This window comes from Phytobacter diazotrophicus (assembly GCF_052061655.1).
Classification (GTDB): domain Bacteria; phylum Pseudomonadota; class Gammaproteobacteria; order Enterobacterales; family Enterobacteriaceae; genus Phytobacter; species Phytobacter diazotrophicus.
In genome coordinates, this window is the sequence record NZ_JBQGXD010000002.1 from 37,291 (window position 1) to 54,093 (window position 16,803).

Genomic DNA, 16,803 nt, shown 5'->3' on the forward strand with positions numbered 1-16,803 from the left:
ATGGCAACAAACCACCTGAACATCATGAGGCAAAAAGCCTCAAGCGCCACCGCCATTATACCCCGGAAGCGGGTATTTTCACCAGGACTCTCCCCGATTTTCAGGCAGTTATCTGCGACTATTTTCCACTGAAATAGTCCGGCCTCGCCTCCAGTTCCCGCCCGATCAGTTCGTCAGCAAACAACGGCGCCAGCCTGTTGACCCTGCGTTCCAGATTACGCTTCCGTGTCGCGGCCTTACGCTCCGGGGACCAGCGTTTTATCTCCTCATCAGAAAGAAAATCGAGGCAGACTGCATAGCCACTGTTGAACGTGTGTGCCGCCAGTACCTCCGGCGGCGCAACGGCTCCCGCCGGGACGATCATCCTGATAAGTTCTTTTTCGCCGGGACAGGGCAGATGCCGCAGGCTCCAGCGCACGGAATACATCCACTGCATCAGTGTCACCCTCGTCTCATATCACGGAGTTTATTGGGCAGACTGAGAGAATCCAGCCAGTGTTCCGCCTCTGACCGGCCTGCCAGTGGTTCTTCCAGTTGTTTGATAATGGCCCACAGGGGTTGCCCGGAGTACAGGCAGTCATAGGGCAGACCGCTGAACCGACTGCTCCAGGACTGGACCATGTCGATCAGGTCATCGTCATAAATGCCCTGTCGTTCCTGCCGCTGATACCACGCAACCAGTCCTGCGGGCGTGACAAACGCCAGGTCAATTTCGGCCTGCGCCACCTGAGTCTGATAACGCCGGCGTTTCTGGTGCTGTTCTTTTTCCCGCTGTCGGCTGCGGCGCGATGCCGTCACATCGAAACGGCGATAATGCCGCTCACGCTCCCGGAATCTGACCTCCGGGAAATACATATCCACGGTCGACCCGGACAACGGCATCGGACAGACATCCCCGCGCGTTTCAATCAGTCGGTCCAGGGCTTCAATGTATTTATCCTTGTTGTAGCCGTCCCGGCTACCAGGCTCATAACCTGACGTGGCGCACATGACATCTTTCGCGGTGATCCGGCCTGCCTGCTCCGCACGCAAGCGTCTCAGTAACGCCATCGCCCAGGGAAAACGCCCCAGCCGTTTTCCTGCCATCAGGGAAGATTCAACGTCAATAATGGCAAGCTGTACGGCCTGCTGAAACGGATTAACAGCGACCAGGGAAAAGTGATTCGGGATCATGCCACCACCTCCGCATTCAGAAAATCCGCAACCGTGGCTGCGATACAGTTAAAGCGGTGCATCCCCGCCGCCTGAGAAAGCAGGTTCACAACCGTATCAGGCGCAAGGATCTCAGCCTAGTGCAGAATGCGTACCAGTGTGCCGCCACCGGACAGAAGAAACAGGGTCCAGGCTGGGAGCATCTCGCCGGGACTGCACAGGCAGAGAAAATATTCGTCGTTTTCGTACGGCGCATAGCGCAGCTGCACGGGGAACAGACCACCAAACTCGCCACGGTATCAGGCTGGCCTCACAGGATGAAAACATGAAAAAACTGGCTTCCCTTCAGTTCGGTGATTTTACCGAGCAGAAATTTACCGCCTTTTTAACGAAGAGCCGGGAGGCTGACTACCGGACAGAAGATCAGCATGATGAGGCAATTTATCAGTTTGCCCGTATAACAGAACACCCTGATGGATGGGATCTTATTTTCTACCCAAAGCCCGGCGCTGACAGTTCCACACCCGGCATTATTGCGGCCATCAGGCAGTGGAGAGCGAAAAACGGTAAGCCAGATTTCAGACATGAATGACAGAGGATCATATGCCCGGACCGTATTACAAAGATCAAAACCTGGCATATAGAAAACGGAAAACCGGGGGATAAAGCAGGCTGTTCTCAGTCTGTACAACTGCTGAGAGGTTAACCGGACTGTTTTTTCCTGATGGCCAGACAGACTATGTAGCCTGCCCCCAGGGGGATCGCAATGGCGAAGATGAGCATGTAATATATTGCATAGATGCCGCTTTTTGCTGAGTTTTCCCCCCACATACCTGTTGTCCAGTCTTTCGTACGGGTGTACCTGAGTGCAACCTGCTCAATGCACCGCTTCGCAAAGGGAAACATCAACATACAAAGCGCCGCCAGCAAGCACAGAATCTGACTGAGCGCCGTCCGGGGTTCGCCCCACAGGGTGTACAGGGTTATCCCGAACATAATGAAACCCGGAAGTAAGCTGTGCAGATAGTATTTCAGCGTCATGTGTTCCCTTATGGGGCAGAGGTCGTCTCCATTGTAAGTGAATCATCTGCAGCACGTACAGATGCGTCAGACCAAGACAATTTCCTCAGGTACAAAAAAGCGGGCCAAGCCCGCTTCATTGATTACGCGATTGTGGTCATAAATGCCCGCATAGCCTGGATGCATTCATGCGACCGTATCCGTTCCGGCCAGTCATTGAAGAACCAGACAGGAGTATAACGCGTCAGATTCATCTGCAGCGTCAGAGTATTGCCGGTGTTCACCGTGGCCGGAATGCCCAGCAGGCTGAGCTGCACAAACGTCATATCTGCCGCCAGTGGATCGATATCAATGGTGGTGACCTGAAGCTGTGTCGCGGGATTCAGTCCGGCCTGCAGCATTATCTCTGCAAACGCAATGACCATGCCCCCTGCCCCGCTTGTCGGCTCCTGCAGACTGATAAAGGGGCACGATTTCAGTTGCGCCAGTAAGTCGCCGGCGGCCAGCTACGCTAGCAAAGATGAAACATCATGCGGCGTGAAACACGGTCCCATCTCATCTGCACCCAGCCCGAGTTTCCATGTACACCTCCCCCAGAAAATCCTGGTGCGCCTCAGACAACGCATTGACCATGAAGGAAAAGAGTGTATGCATCCGGCCGGTATCCGCCGTTTTATAGCGGGCGGTAATCTGTCTGCAGCGCGCCCTACTTTCCGGGGTGTGAATACGGACCAGGTCCAGTTCGCTGGCTACCAGAGTGACAAAATCACGAAAGACCCCACAGCGTCGCAGATACGTCGCTGTCTGGCGGAATTCATTGATGAAGGCCTGCCACGTTTCCCCCCGGAATTTACGGACAGGAGTGGTAACGGCTGTGGGCAGTGCACGGGCGGTGGCCTGGCCCTGAGCCGGTACCGCTGGCGTGATGACCACATCCGGTGCATCGAAAAAATACAGCTGAGACATTACGCCCCCTCCCCTTGCAGCGTGCAGAAAAAACCGTTCATGGGTGCAGCTGCAGCCACAGGATAGCCTGCGACAATCCAGACCTGCGATAATCCGGTCCTGCATCCCAGAAGGCCACAATTTCTTCGCTGTCTGCCAGCGGGGTGAAAGTATCCGGGAACTGCAGACCGGGCACAGTCATGATCCAGTCAAACAGGTCCAGGACCTGGTCTGTTGAAAGTGATGATTCTTTAGATTCTTTTGCTGCTGTGTTGACGTTTTTCTGTGACATGTTGGATTTCCTCCGGGTTAAGCTAATGTTTCTCTGAATTCCTTCGCCGCAGAAACAGGCACCCCACACGGAGACAGGCGGATGCAGGGAGAATGACAAAGCCGCAGCCCGGAGCCTGCGCAGGGACCGGTTGCCGTCGTTCAGCTCTGCGGTCCTTGCAACTGACGGCCGTGTGGGACAGTCCTGTGCGGTGAAGAACGGGAGAGACATCAGTGCAGGGGAAAGAACAGGTCACGCAACGCGTGACGGGCTAAAGCGTGCCGGCACGACACAGTGAAAGCGACATGACCATAGGCCATTGTCAGCACATAAAAAAACCCGCCGAAGCGGGTTTATGTGTCGAGAGCAAAGAATGGTTACGGACAACTCTTTCTTTTATTCCACAGTCAGTATCACCCCGCCGCAGATCAGCAGGGCATACAACAGTTGCAGTATGATTTTTAAACCGACACATCATCAAACATTACAAGCGGGACGGTCGGCAGAGTGCTGGCAAGAAGCATATTCTGCCCCACCGATTTCATGCGGGTCCGCAGCTGCTGTTCGGGCACACCGGCCTTAAGGAACATGGTTGCAGCAACGCTTTTAACCCGGGAGGTGAATGTCATTTACATCCCCTTTTTAGACTGGCCAAACATCGCCTAGGCATTGTCGCGGGTCTCGTTATCAGACGGAGCCGGTAACCTGTCTTTTGAATCGCGATCCTGAATCAGTGTCGCTGCTGGCTTACGGTTAACCAGCCCCTTCATCTCTTCGGGAAATATAGCCTGCATCACCATCATCATTTCTTCGAAAGTGGTGTTTTCGTTCAGCAGCTCGGCCAGAATATTTGCCAACCGGGGATCCTGTTTACGCAGCGCAAAACCAGCCAGCATCGTGGCACGCCACACAGTTTGTTAGTACGCTGAGCGTGCATCTGAAAAGCTGCGCGGCGAGCGTCAGTTCTGCAGGCATATAGCCGTTTTTGTGAAGACGTCACCGTTCGCGGCCAACGAACCGAATTACGGGAATGTGGCCAGTGAGAAGTTGATGATTCCCACACAGGATGCCAAGGACATCATAGCCGCAGCGGTGAAAGCACTGGATCGGATCTGGGTGAATGACCATCGATATGCAAAAGCGGGTTGCATGCTCAATGATTTCACTCCTACCGGGGTTTCGCAACTGAATATGTTCGATGATACTCAGCCCCGAAACAACAGTAATCAGCTGATGAAAGTCGTGGACGGTATTTGCCATTACGGTCTGGGGAAGTGTGGTTTGCGGGACGAGGCATTGCTCCTGAATGGCAAATGAAACGAGAAATGTTATCGTCAGCTTATACGACCCGTTGGAAGGAACTGCCTATTGCCTGGTTTTATGCATCACCAAAATCTGAAGGTAATATACGTCGAACTTAAAGATTGCATAGCACGATATTTTAATGGTGTAAGTTATTACTATCTTTAAAAGAGTTAGATTAATTTTCAGATACCGCTCTTTATTTTCCATGACAACGTATTCATGTGTGATTTATAAAAGATATAAGGACATGCATGCTGACAACTAACTTTCATCCCTGAATGGTGCATGCAGAACCATGATCCCATCTGAATCTCAGACAGAGGCAACACAGTATAGGGAGCGTGGTCCCAGCTGACATTCTGAGGATAACCGCGGTATGTGGGACCACGGTCCCAGTGATGTTCAGACGATAACCGCGGTATGTGGGACCACGGTCCCAGTGATGTTCAGACGATGACAGCGGTATGTGGGACCATGGTCCCAGTGATGTTCAGACGATGACAGCCGTATGTGGAACAATAGTCCCTGTTGATGTTCTCCTGATTTGAATGAAGCTGGTCAGTACATTACATACCGACCAGCTCAGTACAGCTGGAGATGAGAGGATAATAGGATTAGGAAATTATATTTATAAATTTATGGGCTATCAGGAACCTTGAGCCTCAAGTTCCTTCAGGATGGCTTCAATTTTATCAATGCACTCAGCAGGAAGCTGAGCCCTGTCAAGATTCAGAACGATTTTATGCCCCTTGTACAATGCCGTTGCACCCGGCGCGAACTGATGCCGAGAGCTCAGGTTCGCTCTAGATGTTGGAGACTTTTTAAGTACCGATGTCAAAAGAGTAATGACTTCTTCAGCTTCAAAGATTACACCGGCTTTCTTCTGCTCATGAAGACTGGCGGCCTGCTGCTTCAGTAATTCTTCTTTATCCTTAAAAGCTTTCTGAAGAGCTTCACCTGACCGTGCAGATAATTCTCCGGGATGAGAGAACAGAGCAACAACGGACTTTGGTAATCTGGCCGTATTAATGCAGCGAGTAATGATCTTACGCGAAATGTTTTCAGCATCGGCAAGCGCAGAAATATTTCCAGCAAACTCATTGTGCAGTCGGCTTGCGTAACGCTGACCACGTTCATAAGCACTTGTCGGCCGATAATCGTTACCTAGTCTGGACAATGCTGCCATCTGCTCATCGTCCAGTTCACCTACCAGAATACGATAATCACTTTCCGTCAGGATAGCGGCTTTACGGCGACGGCTGCCATCCGCAATTTCTATGACACCAGATACACGCCGGCCAAAAGCCGGTGTCTGCTGACCGGTCAGCAAAAAAGATGGGAGAAGATCATCCAGAGCATCTTCGGTAAGCAGTTCCTGATCGCGCTCATTGCCTGACCATACGCGGGAAGCACTCTCAACAGAGTCTCCCCGAAGTACCTCAAGGGTAAACTTTATTTCCCGGCCACATACCGGCAGAGAGATGGCATTACCGCGGGCCATGGCGCCCACGCGAGCAATTAACGAATCCACCATAGGCGCCGTCGGTGCCGGTGATGAAGTATCCTCAGTCGATTGAGTATGTGTTGTATGTCTTGGAATGACAGGAGCACGCTTCATTATCTAATCTCCCAGCGTGGTTTAATCAGACGATCAAAAATCTCATTGCAAACAGGCTCCCAGATAGAGAGGGCGTTACGCCAAGCACCGGTTGAAGAACGTTGATCAATAGCCTGTTCAAAAACCGTTCTCATACGGATCTGACCTTTACCGACTTCATCCGTTTCGCGCACAACATTTTTAAGGACCATGCTTCCCCAGGCATCCCGAATTTGTTCTTCCATCCACGGGGACTGCGAGCCGTTATTATTACTGTATTTTGTAAGCAGAATACGGACATCTGGCTCAAAGCCTTTAAGATCCACGTTCTTAAGCAGGTCGCGAAGCATATCGAAAAACTGCAATGCTGAGGTGTAGTCGAACAGCTCGGCAGGAGTAGGGACAATCAGTACATCTGCAGCGCATACAACATTTATTGTACCGATACCAAGGTTGGGGGCACTGTCGATAACTATCACGTCATAATCATGAGCGACAGTTTCAATGGCCAGACGGAGCATCAGGTGCGGATCAGCAGGTAATTTGCCTTCGTCAAATTTCCCCATCAGCTCGGTTTCAATGCGGTGCAGTGCCAGACAGGACGGGATGATATCAAGGCCAGGCCAGCATGTGGGCTTTATAGCGTAGCTGGCATCATCCTTTTCCCCAAGATAAAAGGGCAGGAGAGTGTCCTCAGCATGAATATGAAGATCGGGCACCCATCCGTGATACATAGAAGCTGTTCCCTGTGGGTCATTGCCTTCAACAAGCAGAACACGGAGTCCTTTCAGAGCAAGGTCCTGAGCTAGGTGAACCGATACTGAGGTTTTGTAAACACCACCTTTATGAGCAGCAACTCCAATCACTGGCGGAAACGCATTTTCAGCACGGCGCAGTCGTGTACCAAATACATCCCGCATGTGATTGATTTGCTCGATGGTATAACCAACGCGTTGCTCAACTCTTCCACGGGTTTCCATATCAGGGTGAGGCAGTCGGCCAGCTTTCTCAGCATCCCTGATAGCCTGAGATGACACGCCAACCAAATCTGAGGCTTCACCAATTCTCCAGCGCCGGGTTATCTTTCGGGCTTCCGGACTGTCATCATTAAACTGCGCAATGGCGATTGCTTTCGTCATTTCATGACCAGCACTTATGCACTGGTTGAGTGTATCCATGAGTCCCATACTGAACATCCTTTAATCAACACTTTGCACTATTTTAGTAAATCTTGGAATTTATTGCAAAGCAACAATAAAAACGCAAAGCAACAATAAAAACGCAAAGCAACAATAAAAACGCAAAGCGAACTTAAATATGCAAAGTTGCTAACAAAACAGGCGGTTATCAATCTGGATTAGATGAAATTTCACGGATACGGCATACCCCGCTGTCAATAATAATTACTGCCGCTCGCCGCAGAACGCTTTCTCGCTGCGTGAGAAAGCGTTGAGGAAGCGGAAAAGAGCTGATCTTACTGAAAGCACTAACGCGCTGATGTCGAGTACGCACACCAACTCTTTCCTGCTGTGAATATTTACTATGGTATGCAATATATTGACTGAGGTATGGAATTCCATTATTCAAAGTGAGCAGAACATGCCGATGCAGGTCACGCACTACAGTCAAGATTTGATCTGGTCGGGCGATAATTCGAGATCATGACGATGCACCAACTATAAGGTGTATTCAAAATATCATCCCAAGTGTGGGACTTACGTCAATTTTGATGTGGGAAGGTCTGACAGAGTTATTCATAGTATCGATCCAATAAATGATCCTATAAAGATCACAATGAGATCATAAAGAGATCCCCGGATCGCTTGAGCTCCCGTTCTGACTGGTCTAAAGGGCTCTCAGCATTGACTATAGCGTGTTAAATGTTGACTGATGTATGCATTATCTAATACTGTGATATGCAACTGTATTTACTAAGGCATGTATTTCCGTTGACTGAGATATGCATTTATACTTGCCTTTGTGGATAACTGTTGGAGTCAAAAATGACGAGCGAAAATAATACCTTACCTCTAAATTTGCAGGAGGTTGATAAGAAAACCGGTGAAGTTGTTAAGCTAGATGTTAACAGCACCAGTACCGTTCAACCTGTTGCGCTCATGAGGCTTGGTCTCTTCGTTCCTACGCTGAAATCGACAGGAAAGAGTAAGGCTAACTGTAAAAATGTCACAGATGCGTCCGAGGAGCTTGTACAGCTGTCTATCGCGAAGAGCGAGGGGTACACCGATGTCAGGATCACAGGATCGCGTCTGGACATGGATACGGACTTTAAAGTCTGGCTTGGGATCATTCGCTCCATGTCAGAGTATGGCGTAAAAAAAGACACGCTGGAATTGTCTTTTGTTGAGTTCGTTAAAATGTGTGGTTTTGATTCGCGGCGTTCAAATAAGAAAATGCGCGACCGTATCAGCAACTCTCTGTTCAAACTGGCGACCGTTACGTTGAAGTTCCAGAGTGACACTAAAGGCTGGACTACACACTTGGTGCAGTCAGCTTACTATGATATCAACGAAGATATCGTGGAGATCAAGGCAGAACCCAAACTCTTCGAGCTCTACCACATGGACCGGCGGGTACTGCTGCGGTTGAAGGCAATCGACGCCCTGCAGCGTAAAGAGTCTGCTCAAGCCTTGTATACCTACATCGAAAGCCTGCCTCAGAACCCGGCGCCAATCTCAATGAAACGTATGCGGGACCGGTTGAACCTCACCTCAAACGTGTACACGCAGAACCATACCGTTCGCAAAGCAATGGAGCAGTTGCGAAATATCGGGTATCTGGATTACACCGAATTCAAACGCGGACGGGCAACCTATTTCAGCGTGCATTATCGCAACCCGAAATTAATTAGCAGTACCGTGAAGTCGCCTCGCAAAGAGGTAGAGGAGCAGTCTCCCGAGCAGAACTATGATGAGGTCATTAAGGCTTTGAAAGCCGCGGGTATCGATCCGCAAAAGCTGGCCGAAGCGCTCACCAGTATTAAGCCAGAAAATTGACTGTAGTACGCAAAAATTCACTGCGGTGTGCTTTTATTCTCTATTATTGACTGTAATACGCATCACGCATGGCGCAGTCAATATACCTCTCCCTGTTCCGCAAGCTTCCGCGCTTTAAATTGACTGAGGTATGCTATTTACTTCGAAAAAAAGGTGATATTGACTGCGGCATGTGCTTCTGGCGGGTAATACGTTCCATGTATTGACTGAGAAATCATGGCCTGCATGCCGCAGTCAATTTTCCCGCTGTTGGCTGATATTGACGTTAAATGAAGACCTGCGTGATGTACTGATCCACCTCGAGCGGGGAAGGCTAACGCACAGTCCGGAGCCATACCTTCTGAATAAGTTCGTCATGCTGTCGGGGCTAAGCGAAAATCTTTCCTTCCTTATTTCACTGGTTCCACAGGCCTGGAGCCGGTTTCACTCTTAGGATGAGAATCGTAAGAAGAAAATGCATGTCCGGTTCGTCCATTTCGAACTGCTGCCAGAGAAGAGTATGTCAACGAGTTACCTGTGTTGATTTTCCTTAGTGGCAGAAACCGGACTCTGTGTGATCAAGGAAACTGGCCGATGCAATCATGTGCCGTGTAGAATATATTGTTTGCGGTATGAGGAAGTGGAAAAACATCCGCGGAAGACGGACACCTGGCGATAGATACTCTGCAAATACCCGTATGTGCTGAAATCACACCGCCAGATCGATGCAGTGCGCTGGAAAGAAAGTGTGGGGTCGGCAGTCTATGCTGTCCGTGAGTTTTTCAGGTGATCTTCCATGACTGCGGTATGCACTCATCCGGAATGTGCGGCTGGTAACCCGGGGGGAGGGTTACCGACGTAAAGGAGCGGAGCAAAAAACAAGGGTACAGGAAGATGAGAGGAGCGCTACGTGAATTCTGGCCTGGGTATAGGGAATACCCCTGTAACGCTCTGCCAGTTTTCAAGCAGCACAATATAATATAGCTGTCGCGGTAACTGCCATTTAAGGTGACGACCCGCATCTATCACCTTCAAATATGCACCATTAATGTACAAAAAATGCTAACCCCCTAGACAGCTCGGCACTATCGGAAAAACATAGTCAAGTTATCAGATGCGCTGTAATACCTCATCCTTCAGCAGGGGAGGATGTCAGGCACTTTAACCGGGATGAAACTTTTTCATAAGCTTAACGGCTTCATCTTCCGGCATAGCAAACCGGACGCGGTGCCGTGCCGCAACATCGAGCGCAAAAACTTTCGTATACACTTCCGTCGAGCTGAGTGATTTATGTCCCATCAGGCTCTGCAAAACCTTTAGCGGAATTCCGGCGTATAACATGTGCATGGCGTAGGAATGACGAAACGTGTGCAGGGTCACCGGTACCGAGAACGACACGCCGTCGGCCGCAGCGGCGTCAATGGCTTCATTTAGCCACGTCCTCGCCGTCCGGTCGGTAACATTCCAGAGGTGCGCCTTTTCTGTCCGCCCGGTGCGTTTATTTCTGCGCTCGAGCGGAATTTTCAGGGTGGCCACCATCATCTCCAGCTGGCTGACATAGAGCTGATCTGACAGCGGAACCAGACGGTGGGGAGTGGCACCGGCGGGCGTACGGCCGGCACTGCGGGCCGCTTTCTCTTCACGTTGTTTGAGTGTGGCCAGCTGCACAAACGGATATGGTGATATCAGAGAAAAATCCCCCCGCGTCAGGGCCAGGGCTTCGTTGATACGCGCGCCGGTGTTCCACAGGGTTGCCAGTAACATCCTGCGGTGAAGATCCGGGACATAGTGGAGCAGGGCATTTATTTCCGGCGCAAGCAGGTATTTTGGCAGTTCATCATGCACCACAGCCATCTGTCTCAATGCCAGCGCAGCCGGATAATCGATGGTCACCGGCAGCGACGGTGTCTGATGAAAAGACTGAGAATAGGGAATCACGCTGCTCACAAATCCTGGCTCTCCGGGTAGTTTGGATTTTCTAACATTATTCTTTCTTCGGCGGCTTCTTTAGCCCTTCGACGACGCTCCTTTCTCCATACATCCCACATAACACGTTGAGCTGACCATTCCGAAATCGCAAGACGTGTTTCTGGAAATTCGGCCACCTTGCGCAGGCGTCTGACCTGAATGATGGCTTTTAGCCCCAGACGGGCATACTCATACTGGCGCTTACGGAAGTATTCATAACGCTGCCCGAAACAGTCTGCGTCCGCGACGAACGCAATAGCTTTATGGGCTTCCTGCTGTAGAACGATAAGCTCCCTGATTCGATACATCAGACGTGCATCAAGAACCTGCCAGTCGCCACTGACGTCTGTGAAACTGAGAGCAGGATAGCCGACGGTTGGCTCTCGGGTGGGTTCGGGATCGTCATTATTCTCACCCGCATCAGCTGCAACATCGGAGCAGGACTCGGCGAAATTTTCCAGCAGAAATATCAGTTCAATGGCGATAAATTGCCTTGCCTGTTTCATTTTTTTCTCTGCCGCCCGATTCTCACGCCGGAGCGTAAACCTGTGCGTTAGCATGACGGCTAAAATCGCCGCTACGGCGGTGATTAAGCCGGTGGCCACGTTACCCCAGATACCAGGTCCCTGCATAAACACCTGCACGGTAACCGGATGCGAGGCCACAGCCGCCATTCCTTCTGCAACATTATCCTGCATCATTGTTGTTCTCCTGCCAGTCGCTAAATCCCGTCGCACATTTTAAGTTATGCGTCATTCAATGAGCATAAATGCCTGGAATGTATCCGCCTCACAGGTCAGTTCAACAAAATCTTCCCGGCACGGGTCAGGATTTTCATCAGGTGCCCGCTCACCTGGCTGGCGTAACCGCCAGCCCAGACCCGGACCTTTCCAGACAGCAAGAACCCGGCCTCTGACAGACAGAAAATTACGGGAAACGTAACCGGTTCTGACACGCGACGAATCCCTCAGCCACAGTACGGGATGAGAGAGTACGAGATGTTGATACATGCACTTAACGGTATGAAAATACTCAGCCTGTAAACTACATGACGCACACATACAACCCTCCTTACCAAGTTAACCCACCCTGAAATCATGCATCCCCGGAGGTGGTCCGGTGCTTTTACCCCATCATCGGCCTCCGCTCTGAAATCCCGCCCGGCATGTTTAGCAGGTATTAGCTATAGAGCACGGAATATTGAAACACGACCAATTCATCCAGCTCATCATCGAAACGTGATGGCTGGCTTCCTGGCGGACATGGAAAGATGACCCCTGCTTTATCCGTAAAATCCCAGCCTTTGGTATCAACATCGAGATCGTTTCGGGCCACAACATAATTGTCCCAGGTCACAATCTGGCACACACCCTTTTTACGTCCTTTCGGTACCGGATTACGCCACCACAATTTGTCATGCCCCAGGGCGATGAGTGCCGCGTGCATTTCAGTGACGGTGATCTTCTTACGCGCAGCTGATGCCATATAAAATCCTTCCTCCTGAAATTATCCCGCCCTGAAACCATCTCTCCCTGACGCCCGTCCTTTCATTTCGTATTATCGCGAATCGTAAAAATCACACACCTGATAATAAGCAGACATATAACCACGCCATTAAATTACCGGAAGTGCGTTGCGGCGTGATCCGACTTTTATTGTATTTAGCAGTTTCCGGAAGTGTATCACGGCCAGGAATTCACCACACGGCGGTTTTCTGCCCCTGTGCGCCGGGTCACGGGGCAGGGGGCAGGCACTGTATATTGATGGCTTACCGGATAGTGAAACGCAACATATTGTGTTTAAGCCCCGACGGGCGGCGGGTCAGTGCGGGCAGATCCGGGTCTAACAGAAAACGGATCTGCGAGAGAGGGATGAAGGATTATTGCCTGAAAAGCACAAAAGGCAGTGGATTGTTGTGACTGGTGAATTATTGCATGGGATGCAAAATTCAAGGCTGACTGAAACTGAAATGGCAACAATAAGGAAAGGGAAACTTTTTTCAGGTTTTTTTACAGACCGGCCTTAAAGGCCGCATCGGATTTCCTAAATACAGTTTTACATAAGGAACATCGTATGACTGTATTTCTCATCCTCACCGCCATCGCATATGGCATCTTCAGTACCGGCGGCTACATCCTTTTAGTGGTCAAAGGGTATCAGGGCTGGACCCTATTCTGGAAAAACTATGACGACCTGCCCCATATCTACCGTTCCCGCTGGCGATACCAGAGACGCTTCATTCTCAGACGCATCTGGAAGCGTCTCTTTAATCGCTGAGAAGGTTATCCAGCAGCATCCCCAGCCCGGCCAGCCAGCACAGGCAACACCATGTGGTGAACACCATCCGGGTCTGGCCGGACTTCCACTTGCGGACGGTACGTTCGTCCACAGCCAGCCGGTTGGCCAGCTGGATGTCGGTCAGGGGGATCAGCGCCCGGACCAACCTGATTTCGGAGGCTGAAGGCGACATCCAGCTCTCGCCCGAGCACAGTGTTTCTGGATTGAACTGACCTGCTTCAATCAGTGCCTTAATCTGAAGGGCGTTTTCTGGGTTCATAATGAATCCGGCTGCTGAGGCTGCCATCGCACGGGATCCGCAGGCGTATAGTAATATTGGTGATCTTTTTCCTGCAGATCGAGGTATTTTTTAACGTCGCTGAGCTGATAAGCAGAATAGAAAGTATTTGAATTTCCCACATTGTACATATCGATGGTGCTCATGACATTATCAATGTAATCAAAAGAAACTTTGTAGAAATTCAATCTGGGATCATAGCAACACTTCAGCAGCTCAGGTCGCGGCGAAAAAACATCAATTCTGGGGTTGAATGATATTGGTATTCCAAGAATAAAACATAAAGCGAAATTATGGGACAGCGGCAGGTATATTCTGTTCTGATCCGTGTACAAACAAAATATATTCGGGGCTATCGCAAAGACTGGCCTGGAGTCAGTACTGTCAAAAGCGTGGCCGGTGTGTATTATTTCAATCACGCTCGTCCGACTGAATATTTTATTCCGGAAGACATTGATCATGTCATAAGGCGTGGGTTTATTGAGAACAGCCAGCAGGCTGAACAAAGTAAAAATCGCCCGACATTTATCCTCTCTGGATGAGGACGCGTTGGCTACGCGAAGCAATTTTTGATAAAAACTGTCGTTCATCAGTGCTGGCTGGGTGCCAGGCAGTGACTGAATGCTTTTTATATATTCTTCAAAATGCCTTTCAATGTCACGATGAAAGCGGTCAAGAAGATCCTGCTTGTAGGGATTCTTATTCTGGGGATTATGTAAATTTAAAAGCAGCTGCATTACTGCAAAGCTGGTCAGGGTCTCGAACGGGAAATCGCCGGGCTTAGCCAGACGAAGTCGAGAAAAATTATGTTCGTGAATAATGTCGTTCACTACTGCGGCCGTCAGACGCTCATAGGCCCCCAGTTCTTCTTCGATGTCAAAGGCTTCTCCGGTTTTGGCATCGATGAGCCGAAAGAGATTTTTAGCGACCGCGACACTGGAAATTGGCAGAGGCTGTTCATAGAGGACGTTATCTCCAGTACGTGAAGGGTATACCGTATGGCACCAGACACGCTGCTTATCCTTCGGGCTGAGTGCCGTGTCGTCGCTGCGAAAGTTCCTGAGTACCCATTGCGAAAGCATGTGCTGATTTTTCGTAAATGCCATTTTTCACCTCATATAATCTTAGCGCGTTAGGATGGCTGCCGGACCTTAAAAGTCATCATCAAAATCATCATCCCTGCCTGCGAGTTTCGTGGGCTCAGGTGCCGTTCTGTGACGCGACACCTTCATTTTCGAATCAATAAAGTGCTTTTCAAAAACCCGGATAAGTGAGTCATTCCTGGTTGCCCTTATTATTTGTCGTACATTATGTGCCTCCAGAATTCTGACGTTATATTTTTTATTAATATCGGCAGAGTCGATATATTTATCCAGCATCTCGCGAGTTTCATCGCTGAATTTCCCGGTGGTCCATAATTCAACATTAATATCTGCGTTTGGGTAGTCACGCTTGGCAAACTTACGAAACACAGGTATTTGATGGCCAATCCAGTGTTTTATTACTTCGTGTTTAACTACTGAATAGGGTTTATATCCCTTACATTCTATGAAAGTGATTTCAGATCGGCCCTTTATTGCCATGACATCACAGTCAGCAGATTTCCCGTCCTCATTTTTACATAGTCTGCCAATATCAATAAACCCGTTATCACCACGCACAGCCTCCGCAACAATATACTCAAACAAATCCCCCTGAAGCTGGGTAGTTGCACCTTCTATGCGGGATAGTTTTGACATAATATCGTCAATTTGCGAAATGTTTTCATTAAAGCTCAGTGTCATATAACTGATAAGCTCACGAAGCTGTAAAAGCGTTTCCGCGAGTTCACTACCAAAAAGATTCTCGGGCGTGGCCGGAATAATACCTGCGCGTTTCAGCGCCTTAAATGCATCTTCTGCGTACTCATCGGCGATGAACATAAACAGGCATCTGGGATTATTTTTCAGGCTACTGATGGAGCGGCATTTCACAATAAAAGGCTGCAGATGCTCATGGCTTAAGCGACTGCCGAGAAGGATGTCACACACAAAGAATCCTGGACGGGTCTCACCTGTTTTCGCCAACTGAAGCAACGGATTGAGATAGGATGCGGCAGACATATCGAAACTGAATTGTGACACGCAAGGTCTGAGATCTTCATTGGTGTTATCCCGGGTCCGTAATGTGTCATAACTGATGATACCTGTATTCCTGACCCACTGACCGACGGCTTTCAGCATAATCGACTCAGTGATGTGGCGCGCTTTCAGTGGCAGCACGGCATGCGCGTATGCCGACTCTTTTTTCTCGCTCAGTGCGATGCAGTCACCTATCCCTGGCAGGGAAACCTGCCTTACCATTTTGTTTTTCAGCAGACCCTCAAGTACCGTCCTCCAGGAGAGCCGCTTTTTCATTGCCTCAGGTGCGCCACTTGCTGCAGCAAAGTGCTCCATCTTCAGAATCCCGCCCCGTGCCATAATGCTGCTCAGCGCCAGACCGTAGGCTGAGCCGGAATCCAGAAGCGCTGTCGTCAGATTCGACCAGTAGCGTTCCGATCCGTACTGCTTCTGTAGATAAATGAATCGCTCTCGTTTCGGCAGCAGCTTATCGACGCAGCGGACCTGTCCGGTTGCCACGGCACGGGATATCTGCTTTCGGGCTGTTTCGCGGCTGATGGCCGGATTCCTGGACATCTCATCCACAAGAACCGAACTGAGACATGGCCCTGTTTTCTCCAGCAGGCTGGTTATTGAAAAGGTCATCGGTGAAGCTCCGTCACACTGCGTATTTAATATTAACAATACTCTCAAAGAGGACAGTAAAAAACACTTTGTATTTAATTAATAAAATCAATTGATTAAATAAGGTTTTATCACTAAAGAATATTATTTGTCACAGCCATATGTAAAATGGATAAAAAACTAGAGAATGATATGTTGTGGATACGCCCTATAATTAGCCCGTTAAAACCGCCGTGAGCGCCTTTAGACACAAT

Annotated in this window: 21 protein-coding genes and 1 pseudogene; 4 read left to right on the forward strand and 18 right to left on the reverse strand. The window is 49.7% G+C overall.

The window, feature by feature from the left end; translation table 11 throughout:
* Positions 1-118: 118 nt before the first annotated feature.
* The 3 genes from ACS0RQ_RS27645 to ACS0RQ_RS27655 all read right to left on the reverse strand — a co-directional run bounded on the left by ACS0RQ_RS27645 (position 119) and on the right by ACS0RQ_RS27655 (position 1,421).
* Positions 119-436: a theronine dehydrogenase gene (locus tag ACS0RQ_RS27645; RefSeq protein WP_142518467.1), complete on the reverse strand. Its 318-nt coding sequence runs from the start codon at positions 434-436 to the stop codon at positions 119-121.
* A gap of 5 nt (positions 437-441) precedes the next feature.
* Complete coding sequence (locus ACS0RQ_RS27650; RefSeq protein WP_142518466.1) at positions 442-1,173, reverse strand: plasmid SOS inhibition protein A; 732 nt, start codon at positions 1,171-1,173, stop codon at positions 442-444.
* A gap of 116 nt (positions 1,174-1,289) precedes the next feature.
* The gene (locus tag ACS0RQ_RS27655) at positions 1,290-1,421 is read right to left on the reverse strand and encodes a conjugation system SOS inhibitor PsiB family protein (RefSeq protein WP_165159870.1); all 132 of its coding nucleotides are present in this window, start codon (positions 1,419-1,421) and stop codon (positions 1,290-1,292) included.
* 56 nt (positions 1,422-1,477) lie between these two features.
* Here ACS0RQ_RS27655 and ACS0RQ_RS27660 point away from each other — a divergent pair, with 56 nt between their 5' ends.
* Positions 1,478-1,744 carry a bacteriocin immunity protein gene (locus ACS0RQ_RS27660; RefSeq protein WP_142518465.1) on the forward strand — a complete coding sequence of 89 codons (267 nt, stop codon included), beginning with the start codon at positions 1,478-1,480 and terminating at the stop codon, positions 1,742-1,744.
* Positions 1,745-1,854: 110 nt separating this feature from the next.
* Here the strand turns inward: ACS0RQ_RS27660 and ACS0RQ_RS27665 are convergent, their stop codons facing one another.
* The 6 genes from ACS0RQ_RS27665 to ACS0RQ_RS27690 all read right to left on the reverse strand — a co-directional run bounded on the left by ACS0RQ_RS27665 (position 1,855) and on the right by ACS0RQ_RS27690 (position 4,284).
* A complete protein-coding gene (locus tag ACS0RQ_RS27665; protein WP_142518464.1) occupies positions 1,855-2,193 on the reverse strand; it encodes a colicin E1 family microcin immunity protein in 339 nt (112 codons plus the stop codon).
* A gap of 122 nt (positions 2,194-2,315) precedes the next feature.
* Complete coding sequence (locus tag ACS0RQ_RS27670) at positions 2,316-2,597, reverse strand: hypothetical protein (protein WP_142518463.1); 282 nt, start codon at positions 2,595-2,597, stop codon at positions 2,316-2,318.
* Between the two features lie 130 nt (positions 2,598-2,727).
* On the reverse strand, positions 2,728-3,138 hold the full coding sequence (locus ACS0RQ_RS27675; RefSeq protein ID WP_142518462.1) for a hypothetical protein: 411 nt from the start codon (positions 3,136-3,138) through the stop codon (positions 2,728-2,730).
* A 37-nt stretch (positions 3,139-3,175) separates the two neighbouring features.
* On the reverse strand, positions 3,176-3,409 hold the full coding sequence (locus ACS0RQ_RS27680; RefSeq protein ID WP_334634493.1) for a hypothetical protein: 234 nt from the start codon (positions 3,407-3,409) through the stop codon (positions 3,176-3,178).
* A gap of 440 nt (positions 3,410-3,849) precedes the next feature.
* Positions 3,850-4,017 carry a hypothetical protein gene (locus ACS0RQ_RS27685; RefSeq protein ID WP_165159868.1) on the reverse strand — a complete coding sequence of 56 codons (168 nt, stop codon included), beginning with the start codon at positions 4,015-4,017 and terminating at the stop codon, positions 3,850-3,852.
* Positions 4,018-4,050: 33 nt separating this feature from the next.
* Complete coding sequence (locus ACS0RQ_RS27690) at positions 4,051-4,284, reverse strand: plasmid partitioning/stability family protein (protein ID WP_142518461.1); 234 nt, start codon at positions 4,282-4,284, stop codon at positions 4,051-4,053.
* Between the two features lie 25 nt (positions 4,285-4,309).
* Between ACS0RQ_RS27690 and ACS0RQ_RS27695 the strand changes: the two are divergent.
* Positions 4,310-4,809 (forward strand): annotated as a pseudogene (locus tag ACS0RQ_RS27695) (DUF4113 domain-containing protein); the annotation flags it as partial.
* Positions 4,810-5,339: 530 nt separating this feature from the next.
* On the opposite strand, the gene ACS0RQ_RS27700 reads toward ACS0RQ_RS27695, so the two are convergent.
* Both ACS0RQ_RS27700 and sopA read right to left on the reverse strand, forming a co-directional pair.
* On the reverse strand, positions 5,340-6,311 hold the full coding sequence (locus ACS0RQ_RS27700) for a ParB/RepB/Spo0J family plasmid partition protein (protein ID WP_142518460.1): 972 nt from the start codon (positions 6,309-6,311) through the stop codon (positions 5,340-5,342).
* Entirely contained in the window at positions 6,311-7,477 is a 1,167-nt protein-coding gene (sopA, locus tag ACS0RQ_RS27705) for a plasmid-partitioning protein SopA (RefSeq protein WP_142518459.1), read from the reverse strand. The genes ACS0RQ_RS27700 and sopA overlap by 1 nt, the downstream gene beginning before the upstream one ends.
* Before the next feature lie 816 nt (positions 7,478-8,293).
* Here sopA and ACS0RQ_RS27710 point away from each other — a divergent pair.
* Positions 8,294-9,304, forward strand: coding sequence for a RepB family plasmid replication initiator protein (locus tag ACS0RQ_RS27710; RefSeq protein WP_142518458.1), 1,011 nt, complete (start codon positions 8,294-8,296; stop codon positions 9,302-9,304).
* Between the two features lie 1,140 nt (positions 9,305-10,444).
* On the opposite strand, the gene ACS0RQ_RS27715 is transcribed toward ACS0RQ_RS27710, so the two are convergent.
* The 4 genes from ACS0RQ_RS27715 to ACS0RQ_RS27730 all read right to left on the reverse strand — a co-directional run bounded on the left by ACS0RQ_RS27715 (position 10,445) and on the right by ACS0RQ_RS27730 (position 12,736).
* Positions 10,445-11,137 (reverse strand): site-specific integrase, encoded by a 693-nt coding sequence (locus ACS0RQ_RS27715; RefSeq protein WP_142518526.1) that lies wholly within the window; start codon positions 11,135-11,137, stop codon positions 10,445-10,447.
* An 89-nt stretch (positions 11,138-11,226) separates the two neighbouring features.
* Positions 11,227-11,952 (reverse strand): hypothetical protein, encoded by a 726-nt coding sequence (locus ACS0RQ_RS27720; protein WP_334634501.1) that lies wholly within the window; start codon positions 11,950-11,952, stop codon positions 11,227-11,229.
* 51 nt (positions 11,953-12,003) lie between these two features.
* The gene (locus tag ACS0RQ_RS27725) at positions 12,004-12,312 is read right to left on the reverse strand and encodes a hypothetical protein (RefSeq protein ID WP_142518457.1); all 309 of its coding nucleotides are present in this window, start codon (positions 12,310-12,312) and stop codon (positions 12,004-12,006) included.
* 118 nt (positions 12,313-12,430) lie between these two features.
* Positions 12,431-12,736, reverse strand: a complete 306-nt coding sequence (locus ACS0RQ_RS27730) for a hypothetical protein (protein ID WP_165159866.1) — start codon at positions 12,734-12,736, stop codon at positions 12,431-12,433.
* Positions 12,737-13,324: 588 nt separating this feature from the next.
* On the opposite strand from ACS0RQ_RS27730, the gene ACS0RQ_RS27735 reads away from it, so the two are divergent.
* Entirely contained in the window at positions 13,325-13,528 is a 204-nt protein-coding gene (locus tag ACS0RQ_RS27735; protein ID WP_147191726.1) for a hypothetical protein, read from the forward strand.
* Here the strand turns inward: ACS0RQ_RS27735 and ACS0RQ_RS27740 are convergent.
* The 3 genes from ACS0RQ_RS27740 to ACS0RQ_RS27750 are packed head-to-tail and all read right to left on the reverse strand — an operon-like array spanning position 13,518 to position 16,570.
* Positions 13,518-13,808, reverse strand: a complete 291-nt coding sequence (locus ACS0RQ_RS27740; protein WP_147191724.1) for a helix-turn-helix domain-containing protein — start codon at positions 13,806-13,808, stop codon at positions 13,518-13,520. The two genes, ACS0RQ_RS27735 and ACS0RQ_RS27740, sit on opposite strands and share 11 nt — an antisense overlap.
* A complete protein-coding gene (locus ACS0RQ_RS27745; protein ID WP_147191723.1) occupies positions 13,805-14,932 on the reverse strand; it encodes a DUF4238 domain-containing protein in 1,128 nt (375 codons plus the stop codon). The genes ACS0RQ_RS27740 and ACS0RQ_RS27745 overlap by 4 nt, the downstream gene beginning before the upstream one ends.
* 45 nt (positions 14,933-14,977) lie before the next feature.
* Complete coding sequence (locus ACS0RQ_RS27750) at positions 14,978-16,570, reverse strand: hypothetical protein (RefSeq protein ID WP_229222545.1); 1,593 nt, start codon at positions 16,568-16,570, stop codon at positions 14,978-14,980.
* Positions 16,571-16,803 lie beyond the last annotated feature (233 nt).